General features: G+C 60.5%; 10 protein-coding genes. 3 read left to right on the top strand and 7 right to left on the bottom strand.

Features of this window, described 5'->3' with window-relative positions:
- Positions 1–26: 26 nt before the first annotated feature.
- The 3 genes from ACYZUD_RS09925 to ACYZUD_RS09935 are packed head-to-tail and all read right to left on the bottom strand — an operon-like array spanning position 27 to position 5763.
- A complete protein-coding gene (locus ACYZUD_RS09925; protein WP_462023837.1) occupies positions 27–1421 on the bottom strand; it encodes an efflux transporter outer membrane subunit in 1395 nt (464 codons plus the stop codon).
- Positions 1418–4564, bottom strand: coding sequence for an efflux RND transporter permease subunit (locus tag ACYZUD_RS09930; protein WP_462023838.1), 3147 nt, complete (start codon positions 4562–4564; stop codon positions 1418–1420). Before ACYZUD_RS09930 ends, ACYZUD_RS09925 begins: the two co-directional genes overlap by 4 nt.
- A gap of 2 nt (positions 4565–4566) precedes the next feature.
- Positions 4567–5763 (bottom strand): efflux RND transporter periplasmic adaptor subunit, encoded by a 1197-nt coding sequence (locus ACYZUD_RS09935; RefSeq protein ID WP_462023839.1) that lies wholly within the window; start codon positions 5761–5763, stop codon positions 4567–4569.
- A gap of 113 nt (positions 5764–5876) precedes the next feature.
- Between ACYZUD_RS09935 and baeS the strand changes: the two genes are divergently transcribed.
- Positions 5877–7295: a sensor histidine kinase efflux regulator BaeS gene (baeS, locus tag ACYZUD_RS09940; protein ID WP_462023840.1), complete on the top strand. Its 1419-nt coding sequence runs from the start codon at positions 5877–5879 to the stop codon at positions 7293–7295.
- 2 nt (positions 7296–7297) lie between these two features.
- Positions 7298–7981, top strand: coding sequence for a response regulator (locus ACYZUD_RS09945; protein WP_462023841.1), 684 nt, complete (start codon positions 7298–7300; stop codon positions 7979–7981).
- 83 nt (positions 7982–8064) lie between these two features.
- On the opposite strand, the gene ACYZUD_RS09950 is transcribed toward ACYZUD_RS09945, so the two are convergent.
- The 4 genes from ACYZUD_RS09950 to ACYZUD_RS09965 form a co-directional block, all read right to left on the bottom strand.
- Positions 8065–10191, bottom strand: coding sequence for a TonB-dependent siderophore receptor (locus tag ACYZUD_RS09950; protein WP_462023842.1), 2127 nt, complete (start codon positions 10189–10191; stop codon positions 8065–8067).
- 90 nt (positions 10192–10281) lie between these two features.
- Positions 10282–10728: a hypothetical protein gene (locus ACYZUD_RS09955; protein ID WP_462023843.1), complete on the bottom strand. Its 447-nt coding sequence runs from the start codon at positions 10726–10728 to the stop codon at positions 10282–10284.
- A gap of 119 nt (positions 10729–10847) precedes the next feature.
- Complete coding sequence (locus tag ACYZUD_RS09960) at positions 10848–12113, bottom strand: HAMP domain-containing sensor histidine kinase (RefSeq protein WP_462023844.1); 1266 nt, start codon at positions 12111–12113, stop codon at positions 10848–10850.
- On the bottom strand, positions 12110–12793 hold the full coding sequence (locus ACYZUD_RS09965; RefSeq protein WP_462023845.1) for a response regulator: 684 nt from the start codon (positions 12791–12793) through the stop codon (positions 12110–12112). Before ACYZUD_RS09965 ends, ACYZUD_RS09960 begins: the two co-directional genes overlap by 4 nt.
- 225 nt (positions 12794–13018) lie before the next feature.
- On the opposite strand from ACYZUD_RS09965, the gene bamA reads away from it, so the two are divergent.
- A complete protein-coding gene (bamA, locus tag ACYZUD_RS09970) occupies positions 13019–15385 on the top strand; it encodes an outer membrane protein assembly factor BamA (RefSeq protein WP_462023846.1) in 2367 nt (788 codons plus the stop codon).
- Positions 15386–15403 lie beyond the last annotated feature (18 nt).

Raw genomic sequence — 15403 nt, forward strand, 5'->3', positions numbered from 1 at the left:
TCTTTTACCATGGTTAACATCGACGGTTAATTCCAGCCGCCACCCAATACTTTGTACAAGCTCACCCGATTGCTCTGTTCGGCCAGACGCAGGGTGATCAGGTCCTGCTGTGCGCTGTACAGCGAACGCTGGGCGTCCAGGGCTTCGAGATAGCTTTGCGAGCCGCCGCGGTAAAGCGCGTCGGCCAGTTCGAAGCTTTTGCGGCTGGCGTCGGTCAACGCTTGTTGGGCCGCCAGACGTTGATCCAGCGTGCTGCGCACCGCCAAGGCATCGGCCACTTCCTTGAACGCCGTCTGCAGGGTTTGTTGGTAGGTCTGGACCTGAATCTCGCGCTCGACCTTGGCCGCGTCCAGCGTCGCGCGGTTACTGCCAGCATCGAAGATCGGCAGGCTGATACTCGGGGCAAACGTCCAGGCGCCGCTGCCGGATTTGAACAGACCGGACAAGGCCGAACTCGCGGAACCGGCATTGGCCGTCAGGGTGATGCTTGGAAAGAACGCTGCACGGGCCGCGCCGATGTCGATATTGGCCGACTTGAGCGTGTGTTCGGCGGCCAGGACATCCGGGCGGCGCTGCAACAGGCTGGATGGCAGTTCAGCCGGCAACTGAACCAGCGCCGCAGCCGATTGCAGGCTCGTGCCCGGCAGCAGCTCATCGGGAACGTCGCTGCCGACCAGCAGGCGCAAGGCATTGCGGTCCTGGAGAATCTGGCTTTCATAGACCGCCACGTCGCCCCGCGCCGACTCCACGGTGGTTTGCGCCTGCGCCAGGGCAAGACCGGAAGAACCACCCAACGCGTGACTGCGCTGGGTCAATTCGTACGTCGCCTGCTGACTGCGCAAGGTCTCCTGAGCCAGCTGTAACAGCTCGTTGTCTGCCGCCAGGGTCAGCCACGCCGTGGCCACTTCGGCCACCAGGCTGATTTGCGTGCTGCGCCGGGTTTCGGTCAGCGCCAGATAGGCTTCCAGCGCTTCGTCCTGAAGGTTCTGTACCCGCCCGAACACATCCAGTTCATAACTGCTCAGCCCCAGTTGCGCGCTGTAGTCATGACTGGTAGCCGCCATGCCGCTGCTGGACAACGAGCCGGGCGTACGACTGTGAGTGCCGCTGACGCCGGCATCGATGGAGGGCAAGGCCGCTGCTCGCTGAATGCGGTATTGAGCCTGAGCCTTTTCGATGTTCAGACTGGCCAGGCGCAGGTCGCGATTGTTGACCAGCGCCAGGGACTGCAAGCGCGCCAGACGGCTGTCGGTGAAAAACTGCTGCCACTCGATGTCGGCTGCCACCTGCCCCTTTGGCGTGCTGGCTGCCGGCAGCCATTGCTCGGCGACGGGCGCTTCAGGGCGCTCATACTGAGGCGCCAGATTGACACAGCCGCCGAGGGCCAGAACGGCCAGCAGTGGCCAGTAAAACTTGATCATGCGTCACCTGTCTGGACGGATTGGGCGGAGGTCGAAGCCGTGGAAGCGCGGCCAAAACGGCGGCGGATCTGCACAAAGAACAGCGGTACGAAGAAGATCCCCAGCACCGTGGCGCTGAACATACCGCCCAGCACGCCGGTGCCGATGGCCTGGCGCCCGGCGGAACCGGCGCCGGAGCTCAACGCCAGGGGTAGCACGCCGAACATGAAGGCCAGGGACGTCATGAGAATGGGCCGCAGGCGTTGGCGCACGGCGATCAACGTCGCCTCGCGCAAGTTGTTGCCCTGTTCTTGCAGGTGCTTGGCGAATTCGACGATCAGAATCGCGTTCTTGGCCGCCAGCCCCACGGTGGTCAACAACCCCACCTGGAAGTACACGTCATTGCTCAAGCCCGTGAATCGGGTCGCCAATACCGCGCCGACCACACCCAATGGCACCACCAGCATCACCGAGAATGGCACCGACCAGCTCTCGTAAAGAGCGGCCAGGCAGAGGAACACGAAGAGCACCGAGATCCCGTACAGCAGCGGGGCCTGGGTACCGGACAGGCGCAGCTGATACGACTGCCCGGTCCACTCGTAACCGATGCCTTCCGGCAATTGCTTGATGATCGCTTCCACCGCATCCATCGCCACGCCAGAACTCACGCCCGACGCCGGATCACCAACGACCTCCAAAGAAGCGCTGCCGTTATAGCGCTCCAGCAACGGCGAGCCATAACTCCACGAGCTGCTGGCGAAGGAGGAAAACGGCACCATCTCATCGTTGCTGTTGCGCACAAACCAATGATCCAGATCCGCCGCTTGCATGCGCGCTGACGCCTGGCCCTGAACATAAACCTTCTTGACCCGCCCCTGATTGAGGAAGTCATTGACGTAGCTTCCGCCCAGGGCCGTCGACAAGGTGGTGTTGATATCGCTGGTGCTCAGACTCAAGGCGCCGGCCTTGCGATCATCGATACTGACCTTGAGTTGGGGCGTATCGTCCAGACCATTGCTGCGCACACCCAATAGGCGCGGATCTTTTTGCGCCAACGCAATGAACTGCTCCCGCGCCGCCACCAGGGCGTCGTGACCCAGACCACCGAGGTCCTTGAGTTGCAGGTCGAAGCCGGAGCTCTGCCCCAGACCGCGCACGGCCGGCGGCTGCATGACAAACACATTGGCATCGCCGATGCTCGCCAGCGCCTGGGTCGCCCGCTGGGCGATGGACGCTGCATCCTGCCCCGCCCCCAACCGCTCGCTCCAGTCCTTGAGCCGGATAAAGGCGCGGGCGGTGTTCTGACTGTTACCGCCCATGCCCAGGCCGGTGATGCTGATCAGCGCCTCGACTTCCGGTTGTTCGAGCATGTAGTTTTCGAACTGCTTCATCACCGCTTGGGTACGACTGTCCGTGGCACCGACCGGCAATTGCACCTGAGCCATGAGAATGCCCTGGTCTTCGTCGGGCAGGAACGAGGTCGGCAGGCTGGCATAACCCGCCGCCATGGCCAGCACCACCAGCCCATACACCAGCAGGCTGCGGCGCCCACGCTGCAAAATACCGCCCACCAGCCCTTTATAGGCCTCGGCGCCGCGCTCGAAGGTGCGGTTGAACCAGCCGAAGAACCCGCCTTGAGCGCCATGGCCCTGGGCATCGGACGGCTTGAGCAGGGTCGCGCACAACGCCGGTGTCAGCGTCATGGCCACCAGCACCGAGAGCACCATGGCCGAGACGATGGTCACCGAAAACTGCCGATAGATGATCCCCGTGGAGCCGCCAAAAAACGCCATGGGAATAAACACCGCGCTCAGCACCAGTGCAATGCCGATCAATGCGCTGGTGATTTCATCCATCGACTGGCGCGTGGCGGCCAGGGCGGACAGCCCCTGTTCGCCCATCACCCGCTCGACGTTCTCCACCACCACAATCGCATCGTCCACCAACAAGCCGATCGCCAGCACCATGGCGAACATGGTCAGGGTGTTAATCGAGTAACCGAACAGCGCCAGCACGCCGAACGTGCCCAACAGCACCACCGGCACGGTGATCGCCGGAATCAGCGTGGCCCGCAGGTTCTGCAGGAACAGGAACATGATCAGCACCACCAGCACAATAGCCTCGCCCAAGGACTTGACCACCTCCTCGATGGACAGGCTGACAAAGGGCGTGGTGTCGTAGGCAATGACGTTTTTCAGCTGCATTTCCGTCGGGTAAAACGGCTCCAGCTCCTTGAGTTTGGCCTTCACCGCTTCGCCAACTTTCAGGGCATTGGCGCCCGCGGCGAGCTGTACGCCCATGGCGGCAGCGGGTTTACCGTTGAGGGCCGAGTTCACGTCATAGCTTTCACTGCCCAGCTCAATCGTCGCGACATCACCGAGCAAGACCACGGCACCGTCACTGGAGGACTTGACCACGACATTGCGAAATTCTTCCGCGGTTTGCAGCTTGCTGCGAGCACTGATCGTGGCGTTCAACTGCTGGCCCTTCACCGCCGGCAAGGCACCGAGCTGGCCGGCGGAAACTTCGGTGTTCTGCGCCTCCAGGGCGCTGCTGATATCCGAGGGCATCAGCGCGTATTTTTCCAGCAGGGCCGGGTCCAGCCAAATGCGCATGGCATAGCCCGAACCGAGGGTCTGCACATCGCCGACACCGTCGATACGGCTGATGGAATCGAGCAAGGTGCTGGAAATGTAGTCGCCAATCTGGGTGCCGGTGACGCTCGGGTTGTCGGAGGCCAGCGCGGCAATCATCAGAAAGTCTGAGCCGCCCTTGGTCACGGTCAGGCCTTCGCTTTGCACCGACTGCGGCAGTCTCGACTCGACTTGTTGCAGCTTGTTCTGCACCTGCATCTGCGCCACGTCGGGATCGGTCCCGGCGTCGAACGTCAGGTTGATACTGGCGCTGCCCGCCGAACTGCTGGAAGCGGACATATAGGTCAGGTTGTCCAGACCAGTCATCTGCTGCTCGATCACCTGAGTCACCGAATCTTCCACGGTCTTGGCCGAGGCACCGGTGTAGGTGGCGGAGATCCGCACCGTCGGCGGCGCGATGTCCGGGTACTGTTCCAGTGGCAGTTGGCTGATCGATAACGCGCCGGCGAGCATGATGACGATGGCGATGACCCAGGCAAAAATCGGTCGATCAATGAAGAAGCGCGCCATGCTCAACCCTCCTGCGCAATGGCAGTCGGGGCGGCGTGCAGCGTCCGCCCCCGAGTGTTGGTGTTTTGCGCCAACACCGTGGCGCCGACGCGAACTTTCTGTCCGCCTTCCACGATCACCTGATCACCCGCCTTCAGACCTGCGGTGACCCACCACTGGTTGCCCACGGCGCGGTCGATGGTCAGCACGCGCTGCTCGACCTTGCCGTTGACCACCAGCAACACCGAGGTCACGCCGCTGGCGCTGCGGCTCACGGCCTGCTGTGGAATCAGAATCGCCTGATCATTCCAGGCCTGCTCCAGCACCGCCCGCACATACATGCCCGGCAGCAGCAGATGCTCCGGGTTGTCGAACTCGGCGCGCAGGGTCACCGTGCCGGTGCCTTCATTGACGCTGACCCCGCTGAACTTCAAACGACCTTCGTGGTTATAGGTACTGCCGTCGTCGAGTTTGAGGCTGATCCGCGCTTCGCCCTCTCCGTTGCCTTGCAATGCGCCGCTGGCCAGATCGCGCTTGAGGCGCAGCAGTTCGGTGGTCGATTGAGTGACATCAACGTAGATCGGATTCAGTTGCTGCACCGTGGTCAGTGCACTGTCCTGATTGGCCACCACCAGCGCACCGGGGGTCACGGTCGACGTCTCGATGCGCCCGCTGACAGGCGAGCTGATGCGGGTATACGCCAGGTTGATGCGAGCAGTTTCCACACCGGCCTGCGCCACTTGCAGTTCCGCTTCGGCGGTCAGCAGGCTGGCCTGAGCGTCCTCGTTATCTTGCTGGCTGATCGCATCAATCTTCGCCAACTGCGCGTTGCGTTTGGCGGTGGCCTGGGCCGATTTCAGGGTGGCGCGGGCCTTGGCCGCAGTCGCCTGCGCTTCAGCCAACGCAGCCTTATAAGACGCCGCATCCAGCTGATACAGCGCCTGTCCAGCCTTGACCTCGGCACCTTCGACAAACAAGCGTTGCTGAACGATACCGCCGACCTGCGGACGGATCTCGGCGACCATGAACGCCTGAGTGCGCCCGGCCAGTTCAGTGGTGAGTGCCTGAGTCTGAGGTTGCACGGTGATCACCGACACCTTGGGCGCGACAGCGACAGGCGCGGACTCGCCGGCCGAGCAACCGCTCAACACGAACAGAATGAACAGGGAAAGAATAACCGCGGCGGTTACCAGGGATTTGGCGAAGAGTTTGGTCGACATATCTGCCTCTGCAAGACGGGGTGGCTTGAGCCATGCGCCATACTGCGAGGCAAATGTGCAGGAAAATTGAAGATTACCCGCCGAGCTTGAATCTTCGTCGCGTCAGGGCCTAAATGACCGGGCCATTCACCGACCTGCCCGAGCCCATGAAACTGAGTATCTCCACCAAATTGTTTGTTGCGGTCCTGGCCAGCGTCCTGTTTGTCATCCTGAGCATGGGCCTGGCCACCAGCTGGAGTTTTGGCCGGGGGTTTCTCGGCTACCTCAATGAACAGGCCTTGGAGCGCATGGCCCCCGTTCTGCCGCGCCTGGCCAGCGCCTACGAGCGTGAGGGCAGCTGGGAATTTCTGCGTCACCAGCCGGATCGCTGGTTCGAGATCATGCGGCCGGAGCCCAAGGATGACGATGTGTTCCACGAGCTGAGGATTCCATCACCCTCTGATCTGACGGGCGCGTTGTTCCGCATCGCCCTGCTGGATCAACAAAAAAAACGAGTGACCGGTTACCCCGCGATTGGTGATGACGCCTTGCTGCGCCCGATCGAAGTGGCCGGCAAAACCGTCGGCTGGCTGGCAGTCACCCCGTTTCAGAGCGTGACGGAAGCAGGGGGCGAACGGTTTCAGCATTATCAATGGCGTGCCAGTCTGGCGATGGGCGTGGTTTCGTTGTTGCTGGCAATGCTGATCGCCTGGTGGATCGCCCGCACCCTGCTCGACCCGGTCAAACGGGTCGCCGCTGCGACTCACCGGCTGGCCGCCGGGGAATACAGCAATCGAGTGACCGTGTCGTCCAACGACGAAGTGGGCCAACTGGCTCGCGACTTCAACCAGCTTGCGTACACGCTGGAACGCAACGAGCAAATGCGTCGGGAATTCATGGCTGATGTCTCCCACGAACTGCGCACCCCGTTGTCGGTATTGCGCGGTGAACTGGAGGCCATCGAAGACGGCGTGCGCACCCTCGATCAGACCTCTATGAAGTCGCTACAGGGCGAAGTCGGCATGCTGAGCAAACTGGTGGACGACCTGTACGAGCTATCCCTGGCGGACGTCGGCGCACTGAACTATCGCAAGAGCGAATGCGTGCTCAACGAGCTGCTGGAAAGCAGTGCGGCCATGTTTCAAGAACGCTGCAACGCTGCGCAGCTGCGTCTGGAGCTGGACCTGCCGGCGCAACCGCTGCGGTTGGAAGCCGATCCCAAGCGCCTGCAACAACTGTTCGGCAACCTGCTGGAAAACGCTGTGCGTTATACCGATCCGGGCGGTGTACTACGCATCAGCGCTGCCATCGATGGCGACGACGTGCGCATCGAATTCCTCGATTCCGGCCCCGGGGTTGAAGCGCAACAATTGCCCCGGTTGTTCGAGCGCTTCTACCGTGGCGAAGCCTCACGCAATCGCGCCAGTGGCGGTGCCGGCCTGGGATTGGCGATCTGTCACAGCATCGCCCTGGCCCACGGCGGCAGCCTGACGGCCGACCACTCTCCCCTGGGCGGCCTCTGGCTGACCCTGCGCCTGCCACGGAATGCCTGAACATGGTCAACGATACTCCGATTCTCATCGTCGAAGATGAACCCAAACTGGCCGCGTTGATGCGCGACTACCTGACCGTTGCCGGCTACCCGACCCAATGTCTGGACAACGGGTTGGAGGTGGTGCCGGCGGTACGTGCCTGCGAGCCGCGACTTATTCTTCTTGATCTGATGCTGCCTGGACGTGATGGGCTGGAAGTGTGCAGAGAACTGCGCAGCTTCAGCGCGGTGCCCATCATCATGATGACCGCCCGAGTCGAGGAAGTAGATCGCCTGCTCGGACTGGACCTGGGCGCCGACGACTACATCTGCAAACCTTTCAGCCCCCGTGAAGTGGTCGCCAGGGTCAAAGCCATTCTGCGGCGCAGCCCGCAACTTTTGACGTCTGCGGCACGGCGTCTGCAGATTGACGAAGAGCGGTATCAGGCCTCCCTCGACGGTATCGCACTGGACCTGACGCCCCTGGAACTGCGACTGCTCAACACCCTCGCCCGCTCTCCAGGACGAGTATTTTCTCGGGATCAGTTGCTCGACAAGATCTACTCCGATCACCGAGTGGTTACCGACCGCACGGTCGACAGCCATATTCGTAATCTGCGGCGCAAGCTCGAACAGGCCTGCCCGGGGGAGAGTCCCATCGAGTCGTTGTATGGTGTGGGTTATCGGTTTCAGCTCGCCGACGACTGATGCGTCCTCACGGTTGAAGATGATCGCCGCCCCGTTCCGCCGGCTACACGGGCAGAACGGGGCAGTTCGTCAAAGCGGTGTGATCAGAATGTCACACTGGCGCTCAGGCGTGCCGTGCGCGGCTCGCCGACATTGACCGCCAGTTGGCTGCCGGTGGAGGACGGGTAGTACTGTTTGTCAAACAGGTTATCGACGTTGAACTGCAGCGTGGTCTTGTACCCGAACATCGGCGACTCCCAACGTACGAAGGCATCGGCCACGGTGTAGCTGCTCAGCCAGAAATCGTTGGCGTTGTTGGCGGCGCGCTCGCCGACGTAACGTGCACCGGCGCCTGCATGCCAGGCCCCGAATTCCGTCGGGATGTTCAGGTGATGCGTCAGGTACAGGCTCGCGGTGTGCTTCGGCGCATCGGCGAGGCGGTGACCTTCGTCATCCGGATCGTCGAGGATTTCCGTATGGGTATAGGCGTAGGTGCCGATCAGATCCCAGCGCTCGGCCAAACGCCCGGTGACGTCCAGCTCCAGGCCCTGGGAACCGACCTTGCCCGCCGCCTCCGAGAGGCTGACACCATCGACCGTCGAGGTGGTGACGACGTTCTTCTTGACGATGTCGAACAGCGCAATGTTGATGTTCAACCCTGGCAGCGGATCGTACTTCGCGCCGACCTCGTAGCTGCGGCCCTCCTCCGGATCGAACGTGTGGCCGGCATCGTCGACATCGGTATTGGGCTTGAACGAACGGCTGTAGTTACCGTACAGCGACAGGGCGTCAGTGGCTTTGTAGACGAGGCCGAGGAACGGCACGAAGGCATCACCGTTATCGTCGCGGTTGACGGTGTAGCTGCTGCCGCGGCCCTGATCGCTGTACTGATCGTAATGTTGTTGGCGACCACCTAGAACCAGGATCCAGCGGTCGTCGAGGTGCCAGTTGTCCTTGAAGTACACGGAGCTGGAGGTCAGCTGGTTGCTCAGGTCGCTTTGGGTGGCGCTGACGAGACTGGGCTCGGCCAGACGACCATAAACCGGCGACGTGATGTCGAAGCCCGATTGCGCGGTATTACGGTAGGTTTTGCCGCGGAATTGGTCGGACGCTTCGGTGTCCGCGCCGACCAGCAGGTCATGGCGCTGGCCGAACAGGTCCTGCTGGCCGATGAAGTCCCAGCTGGCGTAGCGGGTCTCATCGTCGTAATGGGCGCCATTGGCCGCACGTCGCAGATTGTTGCCGGTCAACGAGCTCGGCTGGGCAATCGAGAGGCTGTAGCGGTCGTTGTTCCAGCCATAGGTAACGCGGGTTTTCCACTCGTCACTCAGCTGATACTCGAAACGCGCGGTAGCCACTTCACGGGTACCGACACTTTTCGCCCAGCGTTCGTCGAGACGTTTGTCGTAGTCGATGTCAGCCGGATGGCCGTTGGTGAATACGGTGCCACGGTCAAAGGGACTGGAGTACTCGTTGTATTCGTAGCTCAGGGTCAGGCTGGCGCGGTCGCCGGTCCAGCTCAGCGACGGCGCGACCAGCGTGCTCTCGTTCACACCGTAGTTGCGCCAGTAATCCTCATGGCCACGTTCAGCGATCAGGCGATAAGCCAGGCCCGTGTCCCCCAACGGACCGGTGGTGTCCAAGGCCATCGTCCCGCCGCCTTCGCTGTAGGCCGAGCCGCTCAGGGTTGTGCTCTGGGTGTATTCGGGCTTCTTGCTGATCACGTTGATCAATCCACCGGGTTCCAGCGCGCCGTACAGCAGCGATGCAGGCCCTTTGAGGACTTCGATACGATCCGTCGTGGCGTTGAAGTTATGCCCCAGATTGGAACGCACGCCATCGCGCAGGATCGAGCCGTCGTCGTTGGTGCCGAAACCGCGCTTGACCAGCGAATCCCGCGAGTTGCCCAAGGTATTGCCCTGGCTGACACCGCTGACGAATTTCATGGCGTCGTCCAGCGAGCGCACCTGATAGTCGTCCAGGGTTTGTTGGGTCACCACATTGATCGATTGCGCCTCTTCCTTGATCGGCACATCACTTTTACTCGCTGTGCTGGCTTGGGACGAGGTGTAGCTCGCGTCCTGGCTGATGCGGCTTGCCTGAATATCAGTGGCCGGCAGCACGACAGGTTCCTGTGCCCATAGAGGAGTGGTCAATAGGACGCAGGACAGGGTGGGCAACGCGTGTTTCAGAAAGACCTTGCGGCGGGCAAAGGACGGGGGATGGCTCAAGACTTCGCACTCGATGAGTTAATAACAATGATTATCATTGTATTGTGCGATGAATTATCAGTAAACACCCTCGCGGCCATTAGCGCGGTATTAATCCGCCGCATAGATGATGGTTTGTGCACTGTTGGACGCAGCCGGTTGGCGGGTGAAGTAGGTGTCGCCTTCATCCGTCTGGATCTCGTAGTCGACCTTGCTGGCGACACGGCCCGATGCACAGGCATGCTTGATGATTTTCAGCACCCGCTGAAACTTCACGCTCTGGGTACCGTTCTGGGCAGGACCGGTGAGCACATTGACCGTTTGAAACCAGCCTTCATTCTTTTTGTTTGACACCAGGGTCCCTGTCAACGCCTCGAAACGCTCCAGACGAGTAAAGCCCCAGAGCGTCTGTTCCTCGACCGCTTTGCCCTGGGTCGCAGAGCCGGTAAACACAAACAGGTTGATGGCCGGATTGTCTTCGCAAAAGAAGTCATAAGGCACCAGCCCGTCGACCATTTTCTTGCCGGAAACGAATCCCTTTTTATGAACCAGAAACATGATCACCTCGACTCAATGACTTCAGCAAAACATCAGCAAACGCTGAGTAAGTTTGAGCGGGGAAGTCTACTGAGGCGAGGCGTACAGGGCCGTCAAGCCAATGTAATATCGTGTAAAGATCACGCCTGATGGGGCAAGCTGATTTCCACGGTCAGCCCACCGGACGGCTCGTTGCGTGCCACAATCGTGCCGCCGTGCATTTCCACGGCCCTTGAGGCAATCGCCAGGCCCAGGCCGAAACCGGCACTAGCCTCGTTCAGGCCGCGCTCGAACGGGTGGAAAATGCTCTGCAGCCGCTCGTTTTCAACACCCGGCCCCTGATCGGTGATCCACACCCTCAGGCAGCTTGCGTCGGGATTGACCTCAGCCGACACAACAACAGTCGTCATCGGCTTGGTATGGCGCACCGCGTTGCGAATGACGTTCTCGAAACACCGATACAGCAACTCGCCACTAACACGACTGGCAAAGGCCGGACACGCCCGCAGGCTGACCCGGCAACCTTTCATTCCCGCCTCGAATTGAGCGTCCTCGACAATCACCGTCAGCAACTCAATGATATCGAGCGGATCGCGTTCGATACTCTCGGGCCGGCCCTGCATGCGCGCCAGGGTCAACAACGCCTCGATCAGCGTGTCCATGCGCACCGATTCGCGCTCGATGCGCTCCACCATTTCCTGGCGAGCCGGTTCTTGCTGTAACAGCCCGATGGCCGCTTGCATGCGCGTCAACGGCGAACGCAGTTCGTGAGAGATGTCGTGCAACAGGTGTTGCTGGGCCTCCACCAGCAGTTTCAGCTGGTTGGCCATTCGGTCGCAGTCCTCGGCCAGATCGACGATTTCATCACGGCGCCTACCCATCATCGGCTTGACCCGGGTTTCGAAACGCCCCTTGGCCACGTCGCTCATCGCTCGCCTGAGATAGGCCAACGGCCACGCCAGGTAATACGCCATATAGCCGCTGAACAGTGCACTCATCACCGTGCCGATAATCAGCGGAATCGAACGTCCGGGCCCTCCTCTTTCACCTTCTTTGCCAGGGGACTGTGACGATTTGAGCGACAGCACGACACCGTCCTTGCTGATGACCGAACGCTCATAGGCCGGATGCGGAACTGGCGATCCCGCCAGCAACTGACCGGCACTGTCATACACGCCAATGGCCTGGTCGTCAGGGTGCTCCCACACTGCCAGCAACTGCCGGCCCGATTCGACACCGAACTGTCGCAGCAGCTGCTCTTCGCTGGCCAGGACCGCCTCCAGATGAGGATCTCCCGGCCCAAAACTGCCCAGCACCAGAATGCCCAACCCGACCAAAAACGTCAGGCTGGTGGCGAGCCAAAATGCCAGGAACAGCTTCCAGAATAGTCGACTGGGTTTCATCATTCGGCGATCAACAGGTAACCGAGGCCACGCACGCTCTGAATCCAGGCCTTGGCGTCGGGGCGCGGCCCCAGCTTCTGACGAATGCTACTGATGTGCACATCGATACGCCGGTCGTAGCGGGTCAAGGGACAGCCCAAGGCATTGAGGGACAGATCTTGTTTGCTCACCACCTGCCCGGCACAGCGGGCCAGCTCTTCGAGCAAGCTGAACTCGGTACTGGTCACCCCCAACTCACGCCCCTGCCAGAGGGCCTGTCGCTTGCCGGGCCACAACACCAGCGGGCCCGTCCTGATCACTTCCGTAGTGGGCTGACCCACCGGCTGCACCCTGCGCATGATCGCCCGTAAACGCGCCACCAGTTCACCCGGCGAACTGGGCTTGGGCACATAGTCATCGGCGCCCAGTTCCAGGCCGGTGATCTTGTCGATGTTATCGCCACGGGCCGTGAGCAACACCACCGGCACCTGGCTGACGGCGCGAATGCGCCTGAGCACTTCAATACCCGACAGCCGCGGCAGCATCACGTCAAGCACCACAATGCTGTAGCGACCGGAAAGCGCATGAACTTCACCCTCCTCCCCCGTATGCACCGCAGTCGCCTCGAAGCCTTCACGCTCCAGGTATTGGCTGAGCATTCCAGTCAGTTCCTGGTCATCGTCGACTAGCAATACGGAGATCATGGGGAGCTCTTGAGTGGGGATCGGCCAATTATCGCCCGTGCATCGCACAGCGTCATTGCCTTACGCCAACCTTTACCTAACTTGACACTTGGTTAACCGCACCAAACGCACCGAGCTTTTATGCTTCACCTCCACCAGCCTGCCCGCTCAGCGGTACCTCGTCCTGTTTTGAGATATCCGCGCCCGCCTACGCTGCTTGTCGATGTGTTCTGGAAAAAGATCTTGATGAATTTTTCGCGTCTGCTCTGCTCGGTTGCCCTCCTGTTAAATGCCACACTTGCGCACGCCCAAGGCTTCAAAATCTCCGATATTCGCATCAACGGTCTGCAACGGGTTTCCGCTGGCAGCGTGTTCGGCGCATTGCCATTGAACGTCGGTGATGAGGCGGATGATCAACGCCTGGTGGAGTCCACCCGCGCGCTGTTCAAAACCGGTTTCTTTCAGGATATCCAGCTGGGCCGCGACGGTGATGTCCTGATCATCACCGTCGTCGAGCGTCCATCGGTTGCCAGTATCGAGATCGAGGGCAACAAGGCGATCTCCACGGAAGACCTGATGAAGGGCCTTAAGCAGTCAGGTCTGGCCGAAGGCGAGATCTTCCAGCGCGCCACCCTAGAAGGTGTGCGCAACGAACTGCAGCGCCAATACGTTGCGCAGGGACGCTACTCGGCATCGGTCGACGCCGAGGTGATTTCACAACCGCGCAACCGCGTGGGCCTGAAAATCAACATAGATGAAGGCACGGTCGCGGCGATCCAGCACATCAACGTGGTAGGTAATACCGTCTTCGCCGAAGAACAATTGATCGATCAATTCACCCTCAAGACCAGCAACTGGCTGTCGTTCTTCAAGAACGACGACAAGTACGCCCGTGAAAAACTGTCCGGAGACCTGGAACGTCTGCGCTCCTATTACCTGGATCGCGGTTACATCAACATGGACATCACGTCGACCCAGGTGTCGATCTCACCGGACAAGAAACACGTGTTCATCTCCGTCAACATCAGCGAAGGCCATAAGTACACGGTTCGTGACATCAAGCTCAGCGGCGACCTGAAAGTCCCTGAAGACCAGATCAAGTCCCTGCTGCTGGTCCAGAAAGGCCAGGTGTTCTCTCGCAAGCTGATGACCACCACGTCCGACCTGATCACCCGTCGCCTGGGCAACGGGGGTTACACCTTCGCCAACGTCAACGGGGTGCCTCAGGCTCACGATGAAGACCACACAGTCGATATCACTTTCGCGGTCGATCCGGGCAAGCGCGCCTACGTGAACCGCATCAACTTTCGCGGTAACACCAAGACCGACGACAAGGTGCTGCGACGCGAGATGCGTCAGATGGAAGGTGGCTGGGCGTCGACTTACCTGATCGACCAGTCCAAGACTCGTCTTGAACGCCTGGGTTTCTTCAAGGAAGTCAACGTCGAAACACCGGCGGTGGCGAGTCTCGATGACCAGGTTGACGTGAACTACAGCGTTGAAGAACAGGCGTCCGGCTCCATCACCGCCAGCGTCGGCTTCTCACAAAGCGCCGGTTTGATCCTCGGGGGTTCGATCACCCAGAACAACTTCCTGGGGACCGGCAACTACGCCAGCGTGGGTCTTACCCGCTCGGAATACCAAAGCAAGTACAACTTTGGGTTCACCAACCCCTACTTCACACCGGACGGAGTGAGCCTGGGCTACAACGTGTTCTACAGCACGACCGATTACACCGACTACTACGATGACGGCGTTTCGTACTACGCCATCAACAGCTATGGCGCCGGCTCCACGTTCGGCTACCCGATCAATGAAACTTCACGGTTGAGTTTTGGCCTGACCGCGCAACATGACAGTATCGAACCAGGCACCTACAGCGCCGATGAGATCTACGACTTTATTGAACGAGAGGGCAAGGAGTTCACCAACTTCAAGGCCAACCTCGGCTGGTCGGAATCGACCCTGAACCGCGGCGTGCTGGCCACCCGCGGGCATTCACAAAACCTGAACCTGATGGTGACGGTGCCCGGCAGTGACCTGAGCTTCTACAAGATCGATTACACCGGGCAGACCTTCCTGCCGGTCAGCGAATCCACCTCGCTGAGGTTCCATACCAAACTCGGCTATGGCAACAGTTACGGCTCAACCGACGGCCTGCCGTTCTATGAAAACTACACCGCCGGTGGCGAGGGTTCGGTGCGCGGCTTTGAAAGCGGCACCCTCGGCCCGCGCAACACCCCGGCCACCGGCACGTATGCCAGTGCCGGGCAGACGTATTATTCCGATCGGGACACCGACGCCCTGGGCGGCAACATCCTCATCACCGGTGGCATGGAATATTTGTTCCCGACGCCGTTCATCAAGGACAACAAATCCCTGCGTACCTCGGTGTTCTGGGACGTCGGCAGCGTCTACTCAAACAAGTGTTACCTGAGCACCACCCAGGCTTGCGACGGTATTGACCTCAACCAGATGGCCAGTTCTGTGGGTGTTGGCGTCACCTGGTATAGCCCGCTAGGCCCCTTGAGCGCCAACCTGGCCTTTCCGGTTCGAACGCCCGATGACGCCAACACGCAAGTGTTCCAATTTTCCATGGGGCAGACGTTTTGACCCAGCGAACGCAACCAT

The organism is Pseudomonas sp. XS1P51, from assembly GCF_054897845.1.